Annotated in this window: 17 protein-coding genes; 9 read left to right on the top strand and 8 right to left on the bottom strand. The window is 67.6% G+C overall.

The features are described 5' to 3' along the window. The first annotated feature begins 39 nt into the window (after nucleotides 1–39). Nucleotides 40–2,325 carry a nitric-oxide reductase large subunit gene (locus tag LN047_RS10015; RefSeq protein WP_373982120.1) on the top strand — a complete coding sequence of 762 codons (2,286 nt, stop codon included), beginning with the start codon at nucleotides 40–42 and terminating at the stop codon, nucleotides 2,323–2,325. Between the two features lie 111 nt (nucleotides 2,326–2,436). Next, nucleotides 2,437–3,282 carry an SUMF1/EgtB/PvdO family nonheme iron enzyme gene (locus LN047_RS10020; RefSeq protein ID WP_373981651.1) on the top strand — a complete coding sequence of 282 codons (846 nt, stop codon included), beginning with the start codon at nucleotides 2,437–2,439 and terminating at the stop codon, nucleotides 3,280–3,282. On the opposite strand, the gene LN047_RS10025 is transcribed toward LN047_RS10020, so the two are convergent. Continuing rightward, nucleotides 3,279–4,037, bottom strand: coding sequence for a Crp/Fnr family transcriptional regulator (locus LN047_RS10025; protein ID WP_056316097.1), 759 nt, complete (start codon nucleotides 4,035–4,037; stop codon nucleotides 3,279–3,281). The two genes, LN047_RS10020 and LN047_RS10025, sit on opposite strands and share 4 nt — an antisense overlap. Nucleotides 4,038–4,228: 191 nt before the next feature. On the opposite strand from LN047_RS10025, the gene nirK reads away from it, so the two are divergent. Together nirK and LN047_RS10035 are read left to right on the top strand one after the other, a co-directional pair. Beyond that, complete coding sequence (gene nirK, locus LN047_RS10030) at nucleotides 4,229–5,311, top strand: copper-containing nitrite reductase (RefSeq protein WP_062841822.1); 1,083 nt, start codon at nucleotides 4,229–4,231, stop codon at nucleotides 5,309–5,311. Between the two features lie 71 nt (nucleotides 5,312–5,382). Further along, the gene (locus LN047_RS10035; RefSeq protein ID WP_142049457.1) at nucleotides 5,383–5,709 is read left to right on the top strand and encodes a cytochrome c5 family protein; all 327 of its coding nucleotides are present in this window, start codon (nucleotides 5,383–5,385) and stop codon (nucleotides 5,707–5,709) included. Nucleotides 5,710–5,735: 26 nt separating this feature from the next. Here LN047_RS10035 and LN047_RS10040 read toward each other — a convergent pair whose 3' ends face one another. Beyond that, nucleotides 5,736–6,359 (bottom strand): LysE family translocator, encoded by a 624-nt coding sequence (locus LN047_RS10040; protein ID WP_108696702.1) that lies wholly within the window; start codon nucleotides 6,357–6,359, stop codon nucleotides 5,736–5,738. A gap of 182 nt (nucleotides 6,360–6,541) precedes the next feature. Here LN047_RS10040 and gorA point away from each other — a divergent pair, with 182 nt between their 5' ends. Beyond that, nucleotides 6,542–7,900, top strand: coding sequence for a glutathione-disulfide reductase (gene gorA / locus LN047_RS10045; RefSeq protein ID WP_373981652.1), 1,359 nt, complete (start codon nucleotides 6,542–6,544; stop codon nucleotides 7,898–7,900). 19 nt (nucleotides 7,901–7,919) lie between these two features. Here the strand turns inward: gorA and LN047_RS10050 are convergent, their stop codons facing one another. After that, entirely contained in the window at nucleotides 7,920–8,762 is an 843-nt protein-coding gene (locus LN047_RS10050) for a DUF72 domain-containing protein (protein ID WP_373981653.1), read from the bottom strand. A gap of 152 nt (nucleotides 8,763–8,914) precedes the next feature. On the opposite strand from LN047_RS10050, the gene LN047_RS10055 reads away from it, so the two are divergent. Both LN047_RS10055 and LN047_RS10060 read left to right on the top strand, forming a co-directional pair. Next, a complete protein-coding gene (locus LN047_RS10055; RefSeq protein WP_373981654.1) occupies nucleotides 8,915–9,547 on the top strand; it encodes a LysE family translocator in 633 nt (210 codons plus the stop codon). Further along, on the top strand, nucleotides 9,547–9,843 hold the full coding sequence (locus LN047_RS10060; RefSeq protein ID WP_056316115.1) for a hypothetical protein: 297 nt from the start codon (nucleotides 9,547–9,549) through the stop codon (nucleotides 9,841–9,843). Before LN047_RS10055 ends, LN047_RS10060 begins: the two co-directional genes overlap by 1 nt. On the opposite strand, the gene LN047_RS10065 is transcribed toward LN047_RS10060, so the two are convergent. Then, nucleotides 9,840–11,345: a PLP-dependent aminotransferase family protein gene (locus LN047_RS10065; protein WP_373981655.1), complete on the bottom strand. Its 1,506-nt coding sequence runs from the start codon at nucleotides 11,343–11,345 to the stop codon at nucleotides 9,840–9,842. The two genes, LN047_RS10060 and LN047_RS10065, sit on opposite strands and share 4 nt — an antisense overlap. A gap of 127 nt (nucleotides 11,346–11,472) precedes the next feature. Between LN047_RS10065 and LN047_RS10070 the strand changes: the two genes are divergently transcribed. Then, nucleotides 11,473–12,261 (top strand): GNAT family N-acetyltransferase, encoded by a 789-nt coding sequence (locus LN047_RS10070; protein WP_373981656.1) that lies wholly within the window; start codon nucleotides 11,473–11,475, stop codon nucleotides 12,259–12,261. Beyond that, nucleotides 12,252–13,136 (top strand): DMT family transporter, encoded by an 885-nt coding sequence (locus LN047_RS10075; protein WP_373981657.1) that lies wholly within the window; start codon nucleotides 12,252–12,254, stop codon nucleotides 13,134–13,136. The genes LN047_RS10070 and LN047_RS10075 overlap by 10 nt, the downstream gene beginning before the upstream one ends. On the opposite strand, the gene LN047_RS10080 is transcribed toward LN047_RS10075, so the two are convergent. The 4 genes from LN047_RS10080 to LN047_RS10095 all read right to left on the bottom strand — a co-directional run bounded on the left by LN047_RS10080 (nucleotide 13,121) and on the right by LN047_RS10095 (nucleotide 17,215). Beyond that, on the bottom strand, nucleotides 13,121–14,491 hold the full coding sequence (locus LN047_RS10080; RefSeq protein ID WP_373981658.1) for a carotenoid oxygenase family protein: 1,371 nt from the start codon (nucleotides 14,489–14,491) through the stop codon (nucleotides 13,121–13,123). The two genes, LN047_RS10075 and LN047_RS10080, sit on opposite strands and share 16 nt — an antisense overlap. 136 nt (nucleotides 14,492–14,627) lie before the next feature. Further along, complete coding sequence (locus LN047_RS10085; RefSeq protein WP_063954742.1) at nucleotides 14,628–15,533, bottom strand: DMT family transporter; 906 nt, start codon at nucleotides 15,531–15,533, stop codon at nucleotides 14,628–14,630. Between the two features lie 56 nt (nucleotides 15,534–15,589). Then, entirely contained in the window at nucleotides 15,590–15,925 is a 336-nt protein-coding gene (locus LN047_RS10090) for a thioredoxin family protein (protein ID WP_373981659.1), read from the bottom strand. A gap of 12 nt (nucleotides 15,926–15,937) precedes the next feature. Then, nucleotides 15,938–17,215, bottom strand: a complete 1,278-nt coding sequence (locus tag LN047_RS10095; protein ID WP_373981660.1) for a Zn-dependent hydrolase — start codon at nucleotides 17,213–17,215, stop codon at nucleotides 15,938–15,940. Nucleotides 17,216–17,255: the final 40 nt, after the last annotated feature.

The raw sequence follows: 17,255 nt of genomic DNA on the forward strand, positions 1-17,255 counted from the left end.
CGTACCCAACCAACCGCAACACAGGAGGGCGTTCCCATCATGGGTCCGTATCGGAAATTATGGTTCACGTTGATCGCCGTGGTGGCGATCACATTTGCACTGCTCGGGTTTTACGGCGGCGAGGTCTACCGCCAGGCGCCGCCGATTCCCGGTCATGTGGTGACGTCCGACGGCCGTGCGCTGTTCGGGCGCGAAGACATCCTGGATGGGCAGACCGCCTGGCAGTCCGTGGGCGGCATGCAGCTCGGTTCGATCTGGGGCCACGGCGCCTACCAGGCGCCCGACTGGACGGCCGACTGGCTGCACCGCGAGCTGATGGCCTGGCTGGACCTGGCCGCGCGCGACGAGCACGGCCAGGCCTACGCCGACCTGTCCAAACCGCAGCAGGCCGCGCTGCGAGAAACGCTCAAGGCTGAATACCGCGCCAATCGCAGCGACGCCGCGACCGACACGCTGACCATCACGCCGCGCCGCGCCAAGGCCATCGAACAGACGGCGGCCTATTACGACCAGTTGTTCTCCGATGCGCCGGCCCTGCAAGGCAGCCGCGAGAGCTACGCCATGAAGGAAAACACGCTGCCGGACGCCACGCGCCGCCAGCAGCTGACGCACTTTTTCTTCTGGACGGCCTGGGCCGCGGCAACCGAACGCGAAGGCAAGCCGGTCACGTACACCAACAACTGGCCGCATGAACCGCTGATCGGCAACCAGCCCAGCGCTGAAAACGTCATGTGGTCCATCATCAGCGTCGTCGTGCTGCTGGCAGGCATCGGCTTCCTGGTCTGGGCGTGGGCGTTCCTGCGCGGCCAGGAAGAAGACGAACCGCAACCGCCCGCCCGCGATCCGCTGACCACCTTCGCCCTGACGCCCTCGCAGCGCGCGCTGGGCAAGTACCTGTTCCTGGTCGTGGCGCTGTTCGGATTCCAGGTGCTGCTGGGCGGGTTCACCGCGCACTACACCGTTGAAGGACAGAAGTTCTATGGCATCGACGTCTCTCAGTGGTTCCCGTATTCGCTGGTGCGCACCTGGCACATCCAGAGCGCCCTGTTCTGGATCGCAACGGGGTTCCTGGCCGCCGGCCTGTTCCTGGCGCCGCTGATCAACGGCGGTCGCGATCCCAAGTACCAGAAGGTGGGCGTGGACATCCTGTTCTGGGCGCTGGTGCTGGTCGTGGTCGGCTCGTTTACCGGCAACTACCTGGCCATTGCACAGATCATGCCGCCCGAGCTGAACTTCTGGCTGGGCCATCAAGGCTATGAATACGTCGACCTGGGCCGCCTGTGGCAGATCGGCAAGTTTGCGGGCATCTGCTTCTGGCTGGTGCTGATGCTGCGCGGCATCGTGCCCGCGCTGCGCACGCCGGGCGGCGACAAGAACCTGCTGGCGCTCTTGACGGCATCGGTCGGCGCCATTGGACTCTTCTACGGCGCGGGCTTCTTCTACGGCGAACGCACGCACCTGACCGTCATGGAGTACTGGCGCTGGTGGATCGTCCACCTGTGGGTCGAAGGCTTCTTCGAGGTGTTCGCCACCACCGCGCTCGCGTTCATCTTCTCCACGCTGGGTCTCGTGTCGCGCCGCATGGCAACGACGGCCAGCCTGGCTTCGGCCTCGCTGTTCATGCTGGGTGGCATTCCCGGCACGTTCCACCACCTGTATTTCGCGGGCACCACCACGCCTGTGATGGCGGTTGGCGCCAGCTTCTCGGCGCTGGAAGTGGTGCCGCTGATCGTGCTGGGCTATGAAGCCTGGGAAAACTGGCGCCTGAAGACCCGCGCCGCCTGGATGGACAACCTGAAGTGGCCGCTGATGTGCTTCGTGGCCGTGGCCTTCTGGAACATGCTGGGCGCCGGCGTCTTCGGCTTCATGATCAACCCGCCCATCTCGCTGTACTACATCCAGGGTCTGAACACCACGCCGGTGCACGCGCACGCCGCGCTGTTCGGGGTGTACGGCTTCCTGGCGCTTGGCTTCACGCTGCTGGTCTTGCGCTACATCCGTCCGCAGTACGCGTTGAATCCGGGCCTGATGAAGCTGGCGTTCTGGGGCATGAACATCGGTCTGGCCCTGATGATCTTCACCAGCCTGTTGCCCGTGGGCCTGATCCAGTTCCATGCCAGCGTCAGCGAAGGCATGTGGTACGCCCGCAGCGAAGCCTTCATGCAGCAGGACCTGCTCAAGACCCTGCGCTGGGGCCGCACGTTCGGCGACGTCGTGTTCCTGCTGGGCGCGCTGGCCATGGTCATGCAAGTGATCCTGGGCCTTCTCAGCAGCAAGCCCGCACTGGTCGAACCGCGCCTGACGCCCAAGGCGGCACGCGGCTGACCTGCGCACCTTCGCGACTTTGCGCCAGCGCAACGTTGCGAAGGGGACCTCCCGGTCCAATGGAAGCAAAGCCTGCGCCGGCCTGGCGCAGGCGCTTCGGAGAAACTCCGCATGCGCTTCCTGCCCATTGCCGCAACCATTGCCGGCGCCATGACATTGTTGTTGATCGCTTGCGGGCCCGCAGACCGGGCCCGCTTTGCGTTGCCTGACCTTACGCGGCTACCGCCCGGAGAGGTCACGCATCAGCCCCCCGGCGAGGCGCTGCGCAACGGCTATCCCGTCACCCCCGCACCGGTCACCACCCGCCACCCGCGCGGCGTCGCCATCATGACGCGTCAGGTCAGCCAGGCCGAATACGCGGCGTGCGTGGCCGCCGGCGCCTGCAAACCGCTGGACGCGGCGCACCGCAAGGACGCGTCTGCCGATCTGCCCGCCACCGGCATCAGCTGGTCCGACGCGACGGCCTACGCCGCGTGGCTATCGGGTTCGACCGGCCAGCGCTATCGCTTGCCACGCTACGCCGAATGGATCTACGCCGCCGGCGAGGCCTATCGCGAAGAATCGCCGCCTGCCGCCTTGCAAGACAACGGCCAGGCGCCCAACGACCCCGCGCAGCGGTGGCTGGCGGAATACGAACAGGAAATCCGCCGCGGCAAGCAGGGCGCCGACATCGACGTGCGGCCGTTTGGCCAGTATGGCGCCAACGCGGCCGGCCTGAAGGACATGGCGGGCAGCGTGTGGGACTGGACGTCCGATTGCCACTCGCGCCGCGTGCTGGACGCGGCGCCGGACGCTCCCGAAGACGCGGACCTGAGCCGCAACTGCGGCATACGCGTCGCGGCCGGACGGCATATTGCGTACCTGCCTGATTTCATCCGCGATCCCAAGAACGGCGCGTGTTCGGTCGGCGTGCCGCCCGCGAACCTGGGGATGCGGCTGGTATTGGAAGAGGGCTAGTGGCCTGTTGCCGGTGACCCGTTGCGGCAAGACAGGCACGATGCGCAGTCCATGGCCGGCTGCGCGTTCTGCGACAGGCTGGCCAGGGCGGCGGGCGAGCGAAGCACGATGCGCTTGCGGCCGCTGCTGACGATGCCGCGCTGCTTCCAGTCGCTGAGCAGCCGGCTGACGGTGTGCAGCGTGGTGCCGGTCATTTCGGCGACGTCCTGCCGCGTGATCGGAAAGCTGATGCCGATGCCGTCGTGCATGGGCTGCCCCGATTGCTGCACCAGCCGCAGGATGGCGCGCGCCACGCGCTGTTCGACTTCGTCGGTGGACAATTCCTGGATGCGCAGGTGCGCATCCTGCAGCCGTTGTCCCATGGTCTGCAGCGCAATCGCGCCCAGTTGCGGATGGCTGCCCATGAAGCCTTCCCAGGCCGACGCCGGCCACGCCAGGCACACGCTTTCCTGCACGGCCAATACGCTGGCGGGGTAACAGGACTGCCGCATCGCGCAAGCCAGGCCAAACATATCGCCCGGATTGACATATCTCACGACAACTTGATCGCCTTCCGATGTAATTTGGGTGACCTTGAGGCAGCCGTGCAGCAACACGAAGAAATGGGCGCCTTCGGCGCCTTGCCGGTAAGCGGCTTCGCCGGCTTCAAGGCGGCAGGGAACGGCGTCGTTGAGCGCGGTGTCTAGCTGCGCGTCGGACAAGGGCCTGAACAGATCCAGGTTGCGCAGCAGGGCATGGCATAAAGGCGATGGCATGGCGGTCCGCGTGTGGACGTGGAGGGATTTTCCACGGATCGATGGTGACACCTGAGGGGCACCATGACAACTTGCGGGCGGCCGCAGGGTTATCCCGAATTTGCGCTACAGCAAAGAACGCGATCGCTCGCGGTTCTTCAATGGAGGTGCCGACAGACTCGGCTTTGAAGAAACCGAAAGAGGAGTAGCACATGAACGCGTTGCGCCCCACCTTGCTTGCCGCCGCCCTGATGTTCTCGATGGCGGGTGGCCTGGCTTCCGCCCAGAACGCAGACACGCTGCCGCGCGCCAAGGTCACGCTGGTCGCCCCGCCGTTGGTTCACCCGCATGAGCAGGTGGCCAAGTCGGGACCCAAGGTTGTCGAATTCACCATGACCATCGAAGAAAAGAAGATGGTCATCGACAGCAAGGGCACCACGCTGCAGGCCATGACATTCAACGGATCCATGCCCGGCCCCACGATGGTCGTGCACGAGGGCGATTACGTGGAATTGACCCTGGTCAATCCCAAGTCCAATGCGATGCCGCACAACGTCGATTTCCACGCCGCCACGGGCGCCTTGGGCGGCGCCAAGCTCACCAACGTGAACCCCGGCGAACAAGCCACCATGCGTTTCAAGGCCGACCGCGCCGGCACCTTCGTCTATCACTGCGCGCCGGAAGGCATGGTGCCGTGGCATGTGGTGTCCGGCATGAGCGGCACGATCATGGTGTTGCCGCGCGAAGGCCTGAAGGACCCGCAAGGCAAGCCGCTCAAGTACGACCGCGTCTACACCATCGGCGAGTTCGACCTGTACATCCCCAAAGACGCCAACGGCAAGTACAAAGACTACGCGACTCTCGCTGAAAGCTATGGCGACACCGTGGAAGTCATGCGCAAGCTGACTCCGTCGCACATCGTCTTCAACGGCAAGGTTGGCGCCCTGACCGGCGACAACGCGCTTACCGCCAAGGTCGGCGAAACCGTGCTGCTGATCCATTCGCAAGCCAATCGCGACACGCGGCCCCACCTGATCGGCGGCCACGGCGACTGGGTCTGGGAAACCGGCAAGTTCAACAATCCGCCCGAAAAGGACCTGGAAACCTGGTTCATCCGTGGCGGTTCGGCCGGCGCGGCGCTGTACACGTTCAAGCAGCCGGGCGTGTATGCCTACCTGAACCACAACCTGATCGAAGCCTTCGAGCTGGGCGCGGCCGGGCACATCAAGGTCGAGGGCAAGTGGAACGACGACCTCATGAAGCAGATCAAGGCGCCGGGCCCCATCCCGCAGTAATGCCCAGACGGCAGGGCGCGCGCCGCGCGGCCTGCCGGTTTGCTATCAACCCCACGCCTGGAATTGCTGCCATGCCTCTTATTGCTCGAATCGCCTTTGCCCTTGCGCTGACGGGACTGCCCGTACAGCATGCCGCGGCCGACACGCTGGCCGCCGTCAATCCCGCCGGAGAAAAGCTCTATAAATCCGCCTGTGTGGTGTGTCATGCCAGCGGCGTGGCCAATGCCCCCAAGCTGGGCGACAAACAAGCCTGGACGCCGTTTCTGGCGCAAGGCACCGATGCGCTGATGGTCACCGTGCTGAAAGGCAAGGGCGCCATGCCGCCGCGCGGCGGCTCGGCGGCAGACGAGGCCACGCTGCGCGCCGCCGTGGAATACATGATGGCGGCAGCGAAGTAGCGCTCAATGGCTGGCGGCGCGCGCCGCTACACGCGGCGGGCCAGCAAGGCCCACACGCCAGCGGCCGACATCAGCGCGCCGCCGCCCAGGTTGAAGCCGCGCTGCGCGCGCGGCGACACCAGCATCCGCCGGGCCGAGCCCGCAAAGATGGCGTAGGCTGCGGCATTGATGCCCGCGCAGGCCACAAAGGTGGCCGACAGCATCCACAACTGCCGCGTCACATCCCCCGCCGGATCGATGAACTGCGGCAGGAAGGCCACGAAGAAGATCATGCCCTTGGGGTTCAGCGCGGTCACCAGATACGTGTTGGCAAAGAGCTTCCAGCGCGAACCCACCGGCTTGGCGGCGGGCAGCGTGGCCGGCGACACGCCGGCGCGCAGCAGCCGGTAACCCAGATACAGCAGATACAGGCCGCCGACGGTCTTGACCACCGTGAACCAGAAGGCGGACGCGGCCAGCAGCGCGCCCAGGCCCAGCAGCGACAGCACCAGGGCGGTCGAATCGCCCAGCGCCACGGCCAGCACCAGCGGCAGGCGGGCGCGCTTGCCGTGGGTAAGCGAATAGCTGATCACGGTCAGGATGGTGGGGCCGGGCAGCATGACAAGCAGGGCCGAGGCGCCCAGGAAGGCCAGCCAGGTTTCGAGAGACATGGAAGGAACTCCGCAAGAGGGACCGGCGCGTGGGGCCGGCTGCGGCCAATGTATCCCAACCGGCGTGGCCTGAGAACCAGGGCGGCCGGCATCCGAGACCCGGCAGTCCGCGACGCGGTGGTGTTAAATACAGCTTTCCCGGACAGTGAACGCCGGCCGCCTGGCCGCGCGAAGGAAACCCCATGGCATTTGACTTTGACCTGTTTGTGATTGGCGCGGGCTCGGGCGGCGTGCGCGCAGCCCGTTTTTCGGCCAGCTTCGGCGCGCGCGTGGCCGTGGCCGAAAGCCGCTACCTGGGCGGCACGTGTGTCAACGTGGGCTGCGTGCCCAAGAAGCTGCTGGTCTACGGCGCGCACTACAGCGAAGACTTCGAACAGGCGCATGGCTTTGGCTGGACCGCGGACGCGCCGAAGTTCGACTGGCCCACGCTGATCGCCAACAAGAACCGCGAGATCGAACGCCTGAACGGCATCTACCGCAATCTGCTGGTCAACAGCGGCGTGACGCTGCTCGAAGGCCACGCGCGCATCGTCGACCCGAGCACGGTCGACATCAACGGCAAGACCTACAGCGCCGCGCACATCCTGGTCGCCACCGGCGGCTGGCCGCAGGTGCCCGACATTCCGGGCAAGGAACACGCCATCACGTCCAACGAGGCCTTCTTCCTGAAAGACCTGCCGCGCCGCGTGCTGGTCGTGGGCGGCGGCTACATCGCCGTGGAATTCGCGTCCATCTTCAATGGCATGGGCGCGCAGACCATCCAGTCCTACCGCGGTCCGCTGTTCCTGCGCGGCTTTGACCTGGGCGTGCGCGAGCACCTGCGCGACGAACTGGTCAAGAAGGGCATCGACCTGCGCATGAACACCGAGGTCGCCCGCATCGACAAGCGCGCGGACGGCTCGCTGGCCGCCACCTGCAAGGACGGCTCCGTCATCGAGACCGATTGCGTGTTCTACGCCACGGGTCGCCGTCCGATGCTGGACAACCTGGGGCTGGAGAACACCGGCGTGAAGCTGCGCGAGGACGGCTTCATTGACGTGGACGACGAATACCGCACCGCGGAACCTTCCATCCTGGCCATCGGCGACGTGATCGGCCGCGTGCCGCTTACCCCGGTGGCGCTGGCCGAAGGCATGGCCGTGGCGCGCCGGCTGTTCCGCCCGCAGGAGTATCGCAAGGTCGACTACAAGCTGATCCCCACCGCCGTGTTCAGCCTGCCGAACATCGGCACCGTGGGCCTGACCACCGAAGAGGCGCGCGACGCCGGGTACGAGCTGCGGCTTTTCGAAAGCCGCTTCCGGCCCATGAAGCTGACGCTGACCGAGTCGCAGGAACGCACGCTGATGAAGGTGATCGTCGACGCGCAGACCGATCGCGTGCTGGGCGTGCACATGGTGGGCCCGGAGGCCGGCGAGATCGTGCAGGGGCTTGCCGTGGCGCTGAAGGCGGGCGCAACCAAGGCCGTCTTCGACGACACCATCGGCATCCATCCCACGGCGGCCGAAGAGTTCGTCACGATGCGCACGCCCGTCGCGCAGTAAGACGCGCCAACGCCTGACGCTACAGGCGTTCGATCATGACGCGCGCCGCCGCCGGCGCGCGTTCTTTTGCCCCATTGATGAAGTACGCAAAGACGTCCTGAACCTTGGCAGCCTTGGCAGGTTTGGCACGTTTGGCCGGCGCGCCGATGCGCGGCAGGTCGTCCGGATGGTCGCCGCGCGACCAGGCTTGCAGGCGCTCTGCCCAGGCGTCCAGCGCCTTGGGCGCATACCCGGCCTTGTACCGGGTGCTGGCGCGCATCAGCCGCGCGTACACAAAGTCGCCCGTCCGGTCGGCAATGGCGGGAAACTCATCGCTGTCGGTGTAGACGGTCGCTGCGCGATGGCGGCGCGCCAGGTCCAGATATTCCTCGCAGGCAAAGCTGGCATGACGCACGTCCAGCGCATGCCGCAAGGGCAGTCCGTCCACCTTGTCCGGCAGCAATTCCAGGAAGGCCCCGAAGTCCTTTGGATCGAACTGCTTGGTCGGGGCAAACTGCCACACGATGGGGCCGAGCTTCGCGCCCAATTCGGCGATGCCGCTTTTAATGAAGCGATCGATCGAGTCCCCCGCGCCCGACAGCTCGCGCCGGTTGGTGCAATAGCGCGACGCCTTGAGCGAGAACACAAAATCCTCGGGCGTTTCGTCGCGCCACTTGGCAAACGTGGCGGGCTTTTGCGTGCCGTAGTAGGTGCCGTTGATCTCGATGGCCGTGACCTGCCGGCTGGCGTATTCCAGTTCGCGCGCGTGCGGCAGGTCGTCGGGATAGAAGACGCCGCCGCGCCACGGCTCGAAGGTCCAGCCGCCGATGCCAACGCGGATCGCGGCGGCCCGGTCTGCCGGGGACGGATGACGTTTCGGCATGGACTGCGCTCCACAAAAGGGGTCGAGCGGTCCACTGTATCGCCGGCGCGACTAGCCGCCAACCCCATCGGAAAATTCCGCTGTTCCGGTACAGTTTTCGGCTAAGGTGTGCATTCACGATCCGACTTTTGTCCGGCGCACGCCGGCTTCCCATGCCCGACCTGACACATCTGCTGACTTTCGCCCTGGTAGCGCTGGGCATGGTGCTCACACCCGGCCCCAACATGATCTACCTGGTGTCCCGCTCCATCTCGCAAGGGCCGCAGGCTGGCCTGATTTCGCTGGGGGGCGTGGCGGTCGGGTTCATCTTCTACGTCGCCTGTGCGGCGTTCGGCATCACCGCCTTGCTGATGGCCGTGCCCTACGCCTACGACGCGCTGCGCATCGGCGGGGCGCTCTACCTGCTCTACATGGCGTGGCAGGCGATCCGCCCGGGCGGCCGGTCACCGTTTCAGGTGCATGACCTGCCCAAAAGCAGCCCGCGGCAATTGTTCACGATGGGTCTCCTGACCAATCTGCTCAATCCCAAGATCGCGGTCATGTATGTGTCGCTGCTACCGCAGTTCATCCAGCCCGAACACGGCAGCGTCTTCACCCAGTCGCTGGCGCTGGGCATGACGCAGGTCGTGATCAGCCTGTCCGTGAACGCGCTGATCGCGATCACGGCGGGTTCCATTGCCGGTTTCCTGGCGGGCCGCCCGCTGTGGATGGTGGTGCAGCGCTGGCTGATGGGCACGGTGCTGGCCGGCCTGGCGGTGCGCATGCTTGTGGATACGCGACGCTGATGCCGGCCCAGGACGGATTTTTCGCGACGCTGGGCGGCATGCTCGGCGAGGGCCTGCGCGCCATCGTTGCAGGAATCAAATGGCTCTTGGGCGGCCTGGGCGGCGCGCTGGCGGACTTCTACGCCGGCCTGGCCGGCGCGATGGGCATGAGCCCGTCGATCTTCAATCTGGTGCTGCTGGCGCTGGGCCTCATGTTCCTGTGGGGCGCGGTCAAGGCGCTGCTGCGGCGCTCGATTCTGGGGTTCCTTTTCTGGCTGTTCATGACGCTGCTGGTGCTGGGCGGGCTGGTGGACTAGCGGGCCCGCGGCACCGCCTTTGCCACCGCTTGGGCAACCTCTCGCAACCGCCGCACCATCGCTGGAAATCGTTCCGCGCCGGTGTTGCCATAGCCGATCACCAGACCATTGTCCTCGGGGCGCGGCGTGAGCGCGAACGAAGACAGCGCGCCGGGATTCATGCCCAGCTTGCGCGCTTCGGCCACGATGGCCGTATCCGCATATTCGGACGGCAGCCGCACGGTCAGATGCAATCCGCAGTGTCCGCCCAGCACCTCGTGTTCGATCCCCAGATGCTGCGCCAGCGCTTCGCGCAGCGCCGACTGGCGTTCGCGGTACAGCCGCCGCATGCGGCCCAGGTGGCGCGAGAACTGGCCGTTTTCGATGAAGGCCGCCATGGTGAGCTGCTCCAGCCGGTGGCCGCCGCGCTGCATTTCGATGATGGACGGCATGGCCTCGCGCGCGATAGCCTCGGGCAGCACCAGAAAGCCCAGGCGCAGGGCAGGGAACATGGTCTTGCTGAATGTGCCCACGTACAGCACCGGGGCGTCCGGCAGCAGGCCCTGCATGGCGGCGATCGGTTCGCCCTGATGGCGGAATTCGCTGTCGTAGTCGTCTTCGATGATCCACGCGTGCGCGCGCCGCGCGCGTTCCAGCAGGTCGAGCCGGCGCGTCAGCGACAGCACTGCGCCGGTGGGGTACTGATGCGAAGGCGTCGTCTGGATCAGGCGGGGCGGCTGGCGCGCCCAGGCGCTTTCCGGGATGACGATGCCATCGGCATCCACACGCATCGCCACGACATTCAGATCGCCCGCATGAAAGGCGGCCTTGGCGCCGCGATAGCCCGGGTCTTCCAGCCAGGCAGTGTCGCCGGGATTGGTCAGCAGTTGCACGCACAGCGCCAGCCCGCCCTGCGCGCCTTCCGTGATGACGATGCGCGAAGCGTCGCAATGCACGCCGCGCGATACGCGCAGGTATTGGGCGATGGCCTCGCGCAGCGCGGGCTCGCCGGCCGGATCGCCATAGCCCAGCGCGGCGGCCGGGGCGGCCTGCAGCGCGCGGTCCTGCGCGCGGCGCCAGGCATTCAGCGGGAATTGGGTCAGCGCGGGCGTGCCGGGCGTCATCGGCAGCGTGGCGTCCGCGGCATGGCGTGTGGAGACGATGCGGGCCAGGCGCCGGGCGGTCGCCGGGGCCTGTGTGGGGCTGGGCACGGCCTGGCGGGCGGCGTGGCGGGCCGCGGCCGACAGCGGCGCCACGCGCGTGCCCTGGCGATCGGCGATCACGTAGCCCTCGGCCGTCAGTTGCTCGTACGCGATCAGCACCGTGTTGCGCGAGATGGCCAGGTCCTCGGACAGTGCGCGGGACGACGGCAGCTTGCCGCCTGCCGGAAGCTGGCCCGCCAGGATGGCCTGCTTGAGCCGCTGGATGAGCTGGCGCTGGCGCGGCAGCGAACCCGGACCGCGCGCAAGCGGACTGGACAGCAGTGAAGCATTGGCGGCGTCGCCCAAGGTAGAGTCGGTCATGGCCCTATTAAATTCCCGGTTCGTGGCGCTTTTTATGATGCCACGGTTCCGATATCGTGAGGCCCTGGGTGTTGCGCCCGCCACCGTCGGCGGCGCGCCCTGAACCGATCGCCGAGGCCCCGCCCGCATGCAACCGCGCACCAACGATTTCCAGCAACCCATCGGCCCGGCGCTGCCCGGCTGGACGACGCGTCGGCGTCCGCCGCTCGCGCCCGCCGTCGGCCGCTATTGCCGTCTGGAGCCGCTGTCGGCCGAGCGCCACGCGGCGGACCTGTACCAGGCCTTCAGCCAGGCGCCCGACGACAGCGACTGGACCTACATGGGCGTCGGCCCCTTCGCGGACGAGGCCGCCTACCGGACGTTCGCCGAAGCCGCGCAGTCCAGCCCGGACCCCATGCATCACGCCATCATCGACCTGGCCACGGGCCGCGCCGTCGGCACGCTGGCGCTGATGCGCATCGACGCGCCCAACGGCGTCATCGAGGTCGGCTTCGTGTCCTATTCGCGCCAGCTCAAACGCACCCGCATTGCCACCGAAGCGCAGTTCCTGCTGATGCGCCGCGCCTTCGACGAGCTGGGCTACCGCCGCTATGAATGGAAGTGCGACAGCCTGAACGCGCCGTCGCGCGCTGCCGCGCTGCGGCTGGGCTTCACCTTTGAAGGGATCTTCCGGCAGGCCACTGTCTACAAGGGCCGTAGCCGCGACACGGCGTGGTTCTCGATCATCGACAGCGAATGGCCCGCGCGGCGCGCGGCCTACGAGCGCTGGCTCAGCCCGGACAACTTCGACGCCGAGGGCAAGCAACGCCAGGGCCTGGCTACGCTGATCGCGGCCGAAGCGGCCGCCGGCGCGGCCAACGATGTGGCCGGCAATCGGCGGGGCAACGGCGCAGGAGACCCGGCCGCGTGCGCCTGATTCCGGTGGCACTGGCCCTTTTCTGGGGGCTGAACTGGCCGGCGGTGAAGATCATCCTGTCCATCTTCCCGCCGTTCACGTTGCGCGTGCTCGGCCTGGGCAGCGGCGCGCTGCTGCTATTGCTGCTGGCGGGCGCCAAACGCTTGCCGCTGTTGCCGCCGCGCAGCGCGTGGCCCGGGATCGTGGTGGGCGGCGTCCTGGCCGTGGCCGTCTTCAACCTGGCCGTGGCCTGGGCGCAGCTCAGCACCAGCACGTCGCGGGCGGCGGTGCTGACCTTCACGATGCCGATGATGTCGGCGCTGCTTGCGTGGCTGGTGCTGGGCGAACGCCTGGATCGCCGCCGGGGGCTGGCGCTGCTGCTGGGCGCTTGCGGGGTGGCGGTGCTGGCCTGGCCGGTGTTGCAGGCGGTGTTTGCCGGCAGCGACGTGGCCGCTGCCAAGGGGCTGGTGTTTCCGCTGGTGGCGGCGTTCGGGTGGGCGGCCGGCACCGTGTATCTCAAGCGCTGGCCCGTCGCGGGTGACCGCATCGTCATCACCGCGTGGCAGCTCGTCGTCGGCGCCAGTTGCGCATTGGCCGGCGCGCTGATCGCCGGCGAGTCCTTCCCCACGCACGGCTGGACCGCCAGCGTCGCGGGCGCGCTCTCGTTTCACATCATCCTGGGCACCGCGGTCGCGTACTGGCTGTGGTTCGTGCTGAGCGAACGCGTCAGCGCCACCGTCGCGGCGCTGACCACGCTGATGGTGCCGGTCGTGGGAGTGCTGGGCGCGATGGCGCTGGTGGGCGACCGGCCTGCCCCGGCGGACTGGTGGGGCTTTGCCTTCGTCATGGCCGGGGCGGGGCTGATCGTCCTGAACCTGGGTCAGCGGCGCGCCTGACCGGCGCCCTCGGGCGGCGACGGCATCCACGTGCCGTGCAGCCCGGCGGGCACGCGGCGCGGCAGGCGAACCTGCGCGACAGGACCGGCGGCCAGGTCGCGGGCGTCCAGCACGATGAACCGGCCCCCGGTGTCGTTTTCCGCATGCACGAAGCTCAGGATGTAGCCGTCCGCTTCACCCGCGCCGGCCGGGTCGGCCGCAAACACCGGTTCGCACGCGGTCTGGCCGGCGGGCAGCCGGAACACGGACTTTTCACCCGTCTGCAGGTCGTAACGGGCAAAGGCTTCGAAGGCGCCGGGCTGCGGCGTTTCACCCGGACGCGGGTCGCGCAGGCCGGCATAGCAGAAGCGGGCGCGCCGCCCGAGCCACGCATCGTTGACCCGGCCGAACTCGCAGGGTTGATCGTCCAGCATCTGATCGTCCACGCGTCCGCTGTCCAGATCGATGCGCAGCCGGTGCATTTCGAGCCGCTTGCGCGAGCTGGGTCCGTAGCCGTCGTGCCAGGGCAGCACCGCCTCGATCACGTTGCCGTCCACGCAGGCATTGGCGACGTGCCAGTTGAAGAAGGGGGCGGCTTCGATCCACCGGATCTGCGCCGCGTCGTTGCAGTCGCGCGGCACGAGCAGCACGTGCGTGCCGCGTTGCGGCTCCCAGGCCGGCGCCGCGGGTCCGCGGCTGAAGTCGAACACCAGCGGGCAGACGAATGCGACCACGTGGGTGGCGGTCAGGCCGATGTCGTGGACCAGCGCCGGCCAGGGGGACGAGAAGGACACCTGGCGGTCCACTTGGCCGGCGGCGTCCAGCCGCATGTATTGCAGCGTGCCGGCCACGAGGTCGTAGTTGATCGCCAGCATTTCTCCGGTCAGCGGATCGACCTTGGGATGCGCCGAAAACGCGCCCGTGAGCTTGCCCTGAAACGTATTGGGACCCAGCGTGCCCAGCGCGTCGTTCACTTCGTAGGGGCATCCGCCTTCGTACAGCGCGTGGATCCGCCCGGCGTGACGCAGCACGTTGGTGTTGGCCAGGTTGGCTTGCGGGGGCGGGCCGAACGTCGGGTTGTAAATGCGGTGGCCCGCGTCCCGTTCTTCCTGAAGTTCGGCGGTCAGCACCCAGCGGTTGCGGTAACGCGCGCGGCCGCTTTCCAGGTAGAGCGCGTGGATCATGCCCGTGCCGTCGTAGGGATAGGCGTAGCCCGGTCCCGGTTCGAATTGCGGGTTGGGGCCGTTGCGCATGAAGACGCCGGACAGGCCGGCGGGCAGGTCGCCTTCAATGGGCAGGTTCGCGTCGTCGCGTTCGTCGAAGACCGGCGCGAACGCACGGGTCAGGGCGGGGTTGTCGCTGTGCCAGGGTTGCATGAGGACTCCAGGCCGTGGCCGCGCGCCGGGAGGGGGGCGGCAAGCGTCCGGGGCGGCAAACGTCCGTTATATCCGCCCGGACCGCAGGGTGAAAGCCGAGTTAACCATGATGGCCGGTTCAACCATGAGGCCTGAGTCAACCACGAGGCGCGCCGCCGCGCCGCCTGCGCAGCCGTTCCCGCACCATTTCCGCGCCGCTGACCAGCGTGATGCCGGCCAGCACCATCACCGCGCCGATCACGAATCCCGCATCCAGCGGCTCATCCAGGATCAGCACGCCAAAGCTCACGCCAAAGAGCGGCGTCATGAAGGACAGGATGGACAGGCGCGAGGCAAGATACCGGCGCAGCAGCCAGAACCAGACCAGGTAGCTGGACAGCGCCACCACCACCGACTGAAAGGCGACGCTCAGCACGGCGGCCTGGGTATAGCGGATGCCGTGATGGCCGGTCGCCACGGCGAAGGCCAGCAGCCCCACCGCGGCCACGGCCATCTGATAGAACAGTGTCTTGGCGGGGGCGGCCTCGGACAGCGCCGTCTTGCGGATCGCGACCGTGGTGGCGCCCCACAGCAACCCGGCTGCCAGCCCCATCGCGTCGCCCAGAAGCATGTTGCGGGCGCCCTCGTGGACGGCGGGTTCGCCGCCCTTGACCAGGAACGCGACCGCGATGCCGCAGAAGGCCAGCGCCACGCCTGCCCATTGCAGCGGCTTGAGGCGCTCTTCGGGCAGCAGCCAGTGCAAGCCGAGCGCCGCGAAGATAGGCGCGGTGTATAGAAACACCGCCATGTGCGAGGCCGTGGTGTAGACCAGACCCTGCGCGACGAACAGGAATTCGCCCGCGAACAGCAACCCCACGATCAGGCCGGGCAGGATGGTGCCGTCGGTGAACGCGCGCCCGCGCTCTGAACGCCACACCACCACCGCCAGCACCAGGGCCGCGAACGTCGAGCGCAGCCCGATCTGCATGATGGGGGCGATGTCATCGGCCACCAGCTTGATGGCAATCTGCTGAAAGCCCCAGCACACGCACAGCGCCAGCATGGCGCTGGTGGCCAGCGTGTCCAGGGGAAGGCGTTGCGGCCTTGCAGCGGCGACGCTCACGGCAGTTCGGCGGGGTAGCTGTCCAGCGCCAGCCCGATCTGCTGGCGCAGGTCCCATTCGGCCAGCGTGGATTGCACCGGTCCGTAGAAGGCGCCGTCGCGGGCGACGAACATGGCCGGCAGATGGAAGACCTCGTAGCGCTCGACCAGCCCGCGGTTGTCGCCGGCATCGATCCAGCAGATGCGCTCGACCGGCAGTTCAATAGCCGGAAGCTGCTCGCGCGCCACGCGGCAGGTGCCGCAGGTGCGGCTGTGAAAGACGATGAGCGACAGGCCGCGCGCGTCCAGCAGGTAGCGGTCGGCGGTGCTGTCGTTGAGGGTTATCTGTTCCATGGTGTAGGGCTCTCAAGCGCCGCGCAGCACGCGATCCAGTTCCAGCACCGACTGATACAGCACGCGGGTGCCGTCCAGCAGTTGCGCCGGTTCGATCCATTCTTCGGGGCAGTGGCTGCGGCCGTTCAGGCAGGGGATGAAGATCATGCCGATGGGGCCGGTGGGCGCCATGTAGACGGCGTCGTGGCCGGCGCCGCTGGGCAGGCGCATCGACGCATAGCCCAACTGGTCGGCGGCAGCCTTGACGGCGTCCATAACCAGGGGCGAACAGTCCGTGGGCTGCGCGCGGCTGAGCTGCGTGAAACCGGCGGTCAGGCGCAGCGCCTTCAGGTCGTCCGCCACGCCGGCCATCAGGGTTTCCGGAAAGGCGTCCAGCACGGCGTTGCTGTCGCTGCGCATTTCCAGCGTCATCTCGACCCGGCCAGGCACCGCATTGGCCGCATTGGGCGTCATGGCCAGCCGGCCCACCGTGGCGACGACGTAGTGCGGATTGCCGCTGGCGGCGCTTGCCTGGCGGTGGGCGGCGTCGATGATGCGGGCCGCGCCCACCAGCGCGTCGCGCCGGATATCCATGGGCGTGGTGCCCGCGTGATCGGGTTGGCCCTCGACCACGATCTGCACGCGGCGGATGCCGACGATGTTGGTGACCACGCCGATCGGCAGGTTGCGGCTCTCGAGCACGGGGCCCTGTTCGATGTGCAGTTCGACGAAGGCGGCGGTCTCGCCCGCGCGGCGCAGCGGCGCATTCAGCGCCGCCGGATTGCCGCCGATGCGGGCGATGCCCTGCGCCAGCGTCTCGCCTTGCGGATTGCGCGCGGCCAGCATGTCGGCGCTGAGCTGGCCGCACAACGCGCGGCTGCCCACGCAGGAAATGCCGTAGTCGCTGGGTTCCTCGGACAGGAAGTCGATGACCTCGAAAGGATGGTCGAGGGTGATGCCGTGTTCCTGCATCGTGTGCGCGACCTCGATGCCTGCCAGCACACCGATGATGCCGTCGAAGCGGCCGCCGCTCATGACGGTGTCGCAGTGCGAGCCGGTGGCGATCGGCTTGCGCGCGGCGTCGCGCCCGGCGCGCGTGCCGACCAGGTTGCCGCCCGCGTCCAGACGCGTGGCCAGCCCCGCGGCTTCGAACTCGCTGCGCAGCCAGGCGCGCGCGTCATCGAACAGCGGCGAAAAGGCGCGGCGCGTCCAGGGCACGTCGGGCAGGGTGAATTTGGACAGGGTGTCGACGCGCGCCCAGAGGCGTTCGGCGTTCAGGGGAGGAAAGGCGGGCGGTGTGGCTTGCGGCATGAGACTTCCAGAAGATCGCCCTGGATTATGGCATCAATGC

Origin of the sequence: Achromobacter sp. JD417, assembly GCF_041879325.1 — a bacterium.
GTDB classification, from domain to species: Bacteria; Pseudomonadota; Gammaproteobacteria; order Burkholderiales; family Burkholderiaceae_B; genus Achromobacter; species Achromobacter mucicolens.

Coding starts and splice junctions, on each gene's coding strand:
- LN047_RS10070 (WP_373981656.1), top strand. CDS start 11,473: ATGCAACCGCGCACCAACGATTTCCAGCAACCCATCGGCCCGGCGCTG.
- LN047_RS10055 (WP_373981654.1), top strand. CDS start 8,915: ATGCCCGACCTGACACATCTGCTGACTTTCGCCCTGGTAGCGCTGGGC.
- gorA (WP_373981652.1), top strand. CDS start 6,542: ATGGCATTTGACTTTGACCTGTTTGTGATTGGCGCGGGCTCGGGCGGC.
- LN047_RS10065 (WP_373981655.1), bottom strand. CDS start 11,345: ATGACCGACTCTACCTTGGGCGACGCCGCCAATGCTTCACTGCTGTCC.
- LN047_RS10090 (WP_373981659.1), bottom strand. CDS start 15,925: ATGGAACAGATAACCCTCAACGACAGCACCGCCGACCGCTACCTGCTG.
- LN047_RS10025 (WP_056316097.1), bottom strand. CDS start 4,037: ATGCCATCGCCTTTATGCCATGCCCTGCTGCGCAACCTGGATCTGTTC.
- LN047_RS10040 (WP_108696702.1), bottom strand. CDS start 6,359: ATGTCTCTCGAAACCTGGCTGGCCTTCCTGGGCGCCTCGGCCCTGCTT.
- LN047_RS10015 (WP_373982120.1), top strand. CDS start 40: ATGGGTCCGTATCGGAAATTATGGTTCACGTTGATCGCCGTGGTGGCG.
- nirK (WP_062841822.1), top strand. CDS start 4,229: ATGAACGCGTTGCGCCCCACCTTGCTTGCCGCCGCCCTGATGTTCTCG.
- LN047_RS10080 (WP_373981658.1), bottom strand. CDS start 14,491: ATGCAACCCTGGCACAGCGACAACCCCGCCCTGACCCGTGCGTTCGCG.
- LN047_RS10035 (WP_142049457.1), top strand. CDS start 5,383: ATGCCTCTTATTGCTCGAATCGCCTTTGCCCTTGCGCTGACGGGACTG.
- LN047_RS10020 (WP_373981651.1), top strand. CDS start 2,437: ATGCGCTTCCTGCCCATTGCCGCAACCATTGCCGGCGCCATGACATTG.
- LN047_RS10095 (WP_373981660.1), bottom strand. CDS start 17,215: ATGCCGCAAGCCACACCGCCCGCCTTTCCTCCCCTGAACGCCGAACGC.
- LN047_RS10085 (WP_063954742.1), bottom strand. CDS start 15,533: ATGCTGGCGCTGTGCGTGTGCTGGGGCTTTCAGCAGATTGCCATCAAG.
- LN047_RS10060 (WP_056316115.1), top strand. CDS start 9,547: ATGCCGGCCCAGGACGGATTTTTCGCGACGCTGGGCGGCATGCTCGGC.
- LN047_RS10050 (WP_373981653.1), bottom strand. CDS start 8,762: ATGCCGAAACGTCATCCGTCCCCGGCAGACCGGGCCGCCGCGATCCGC.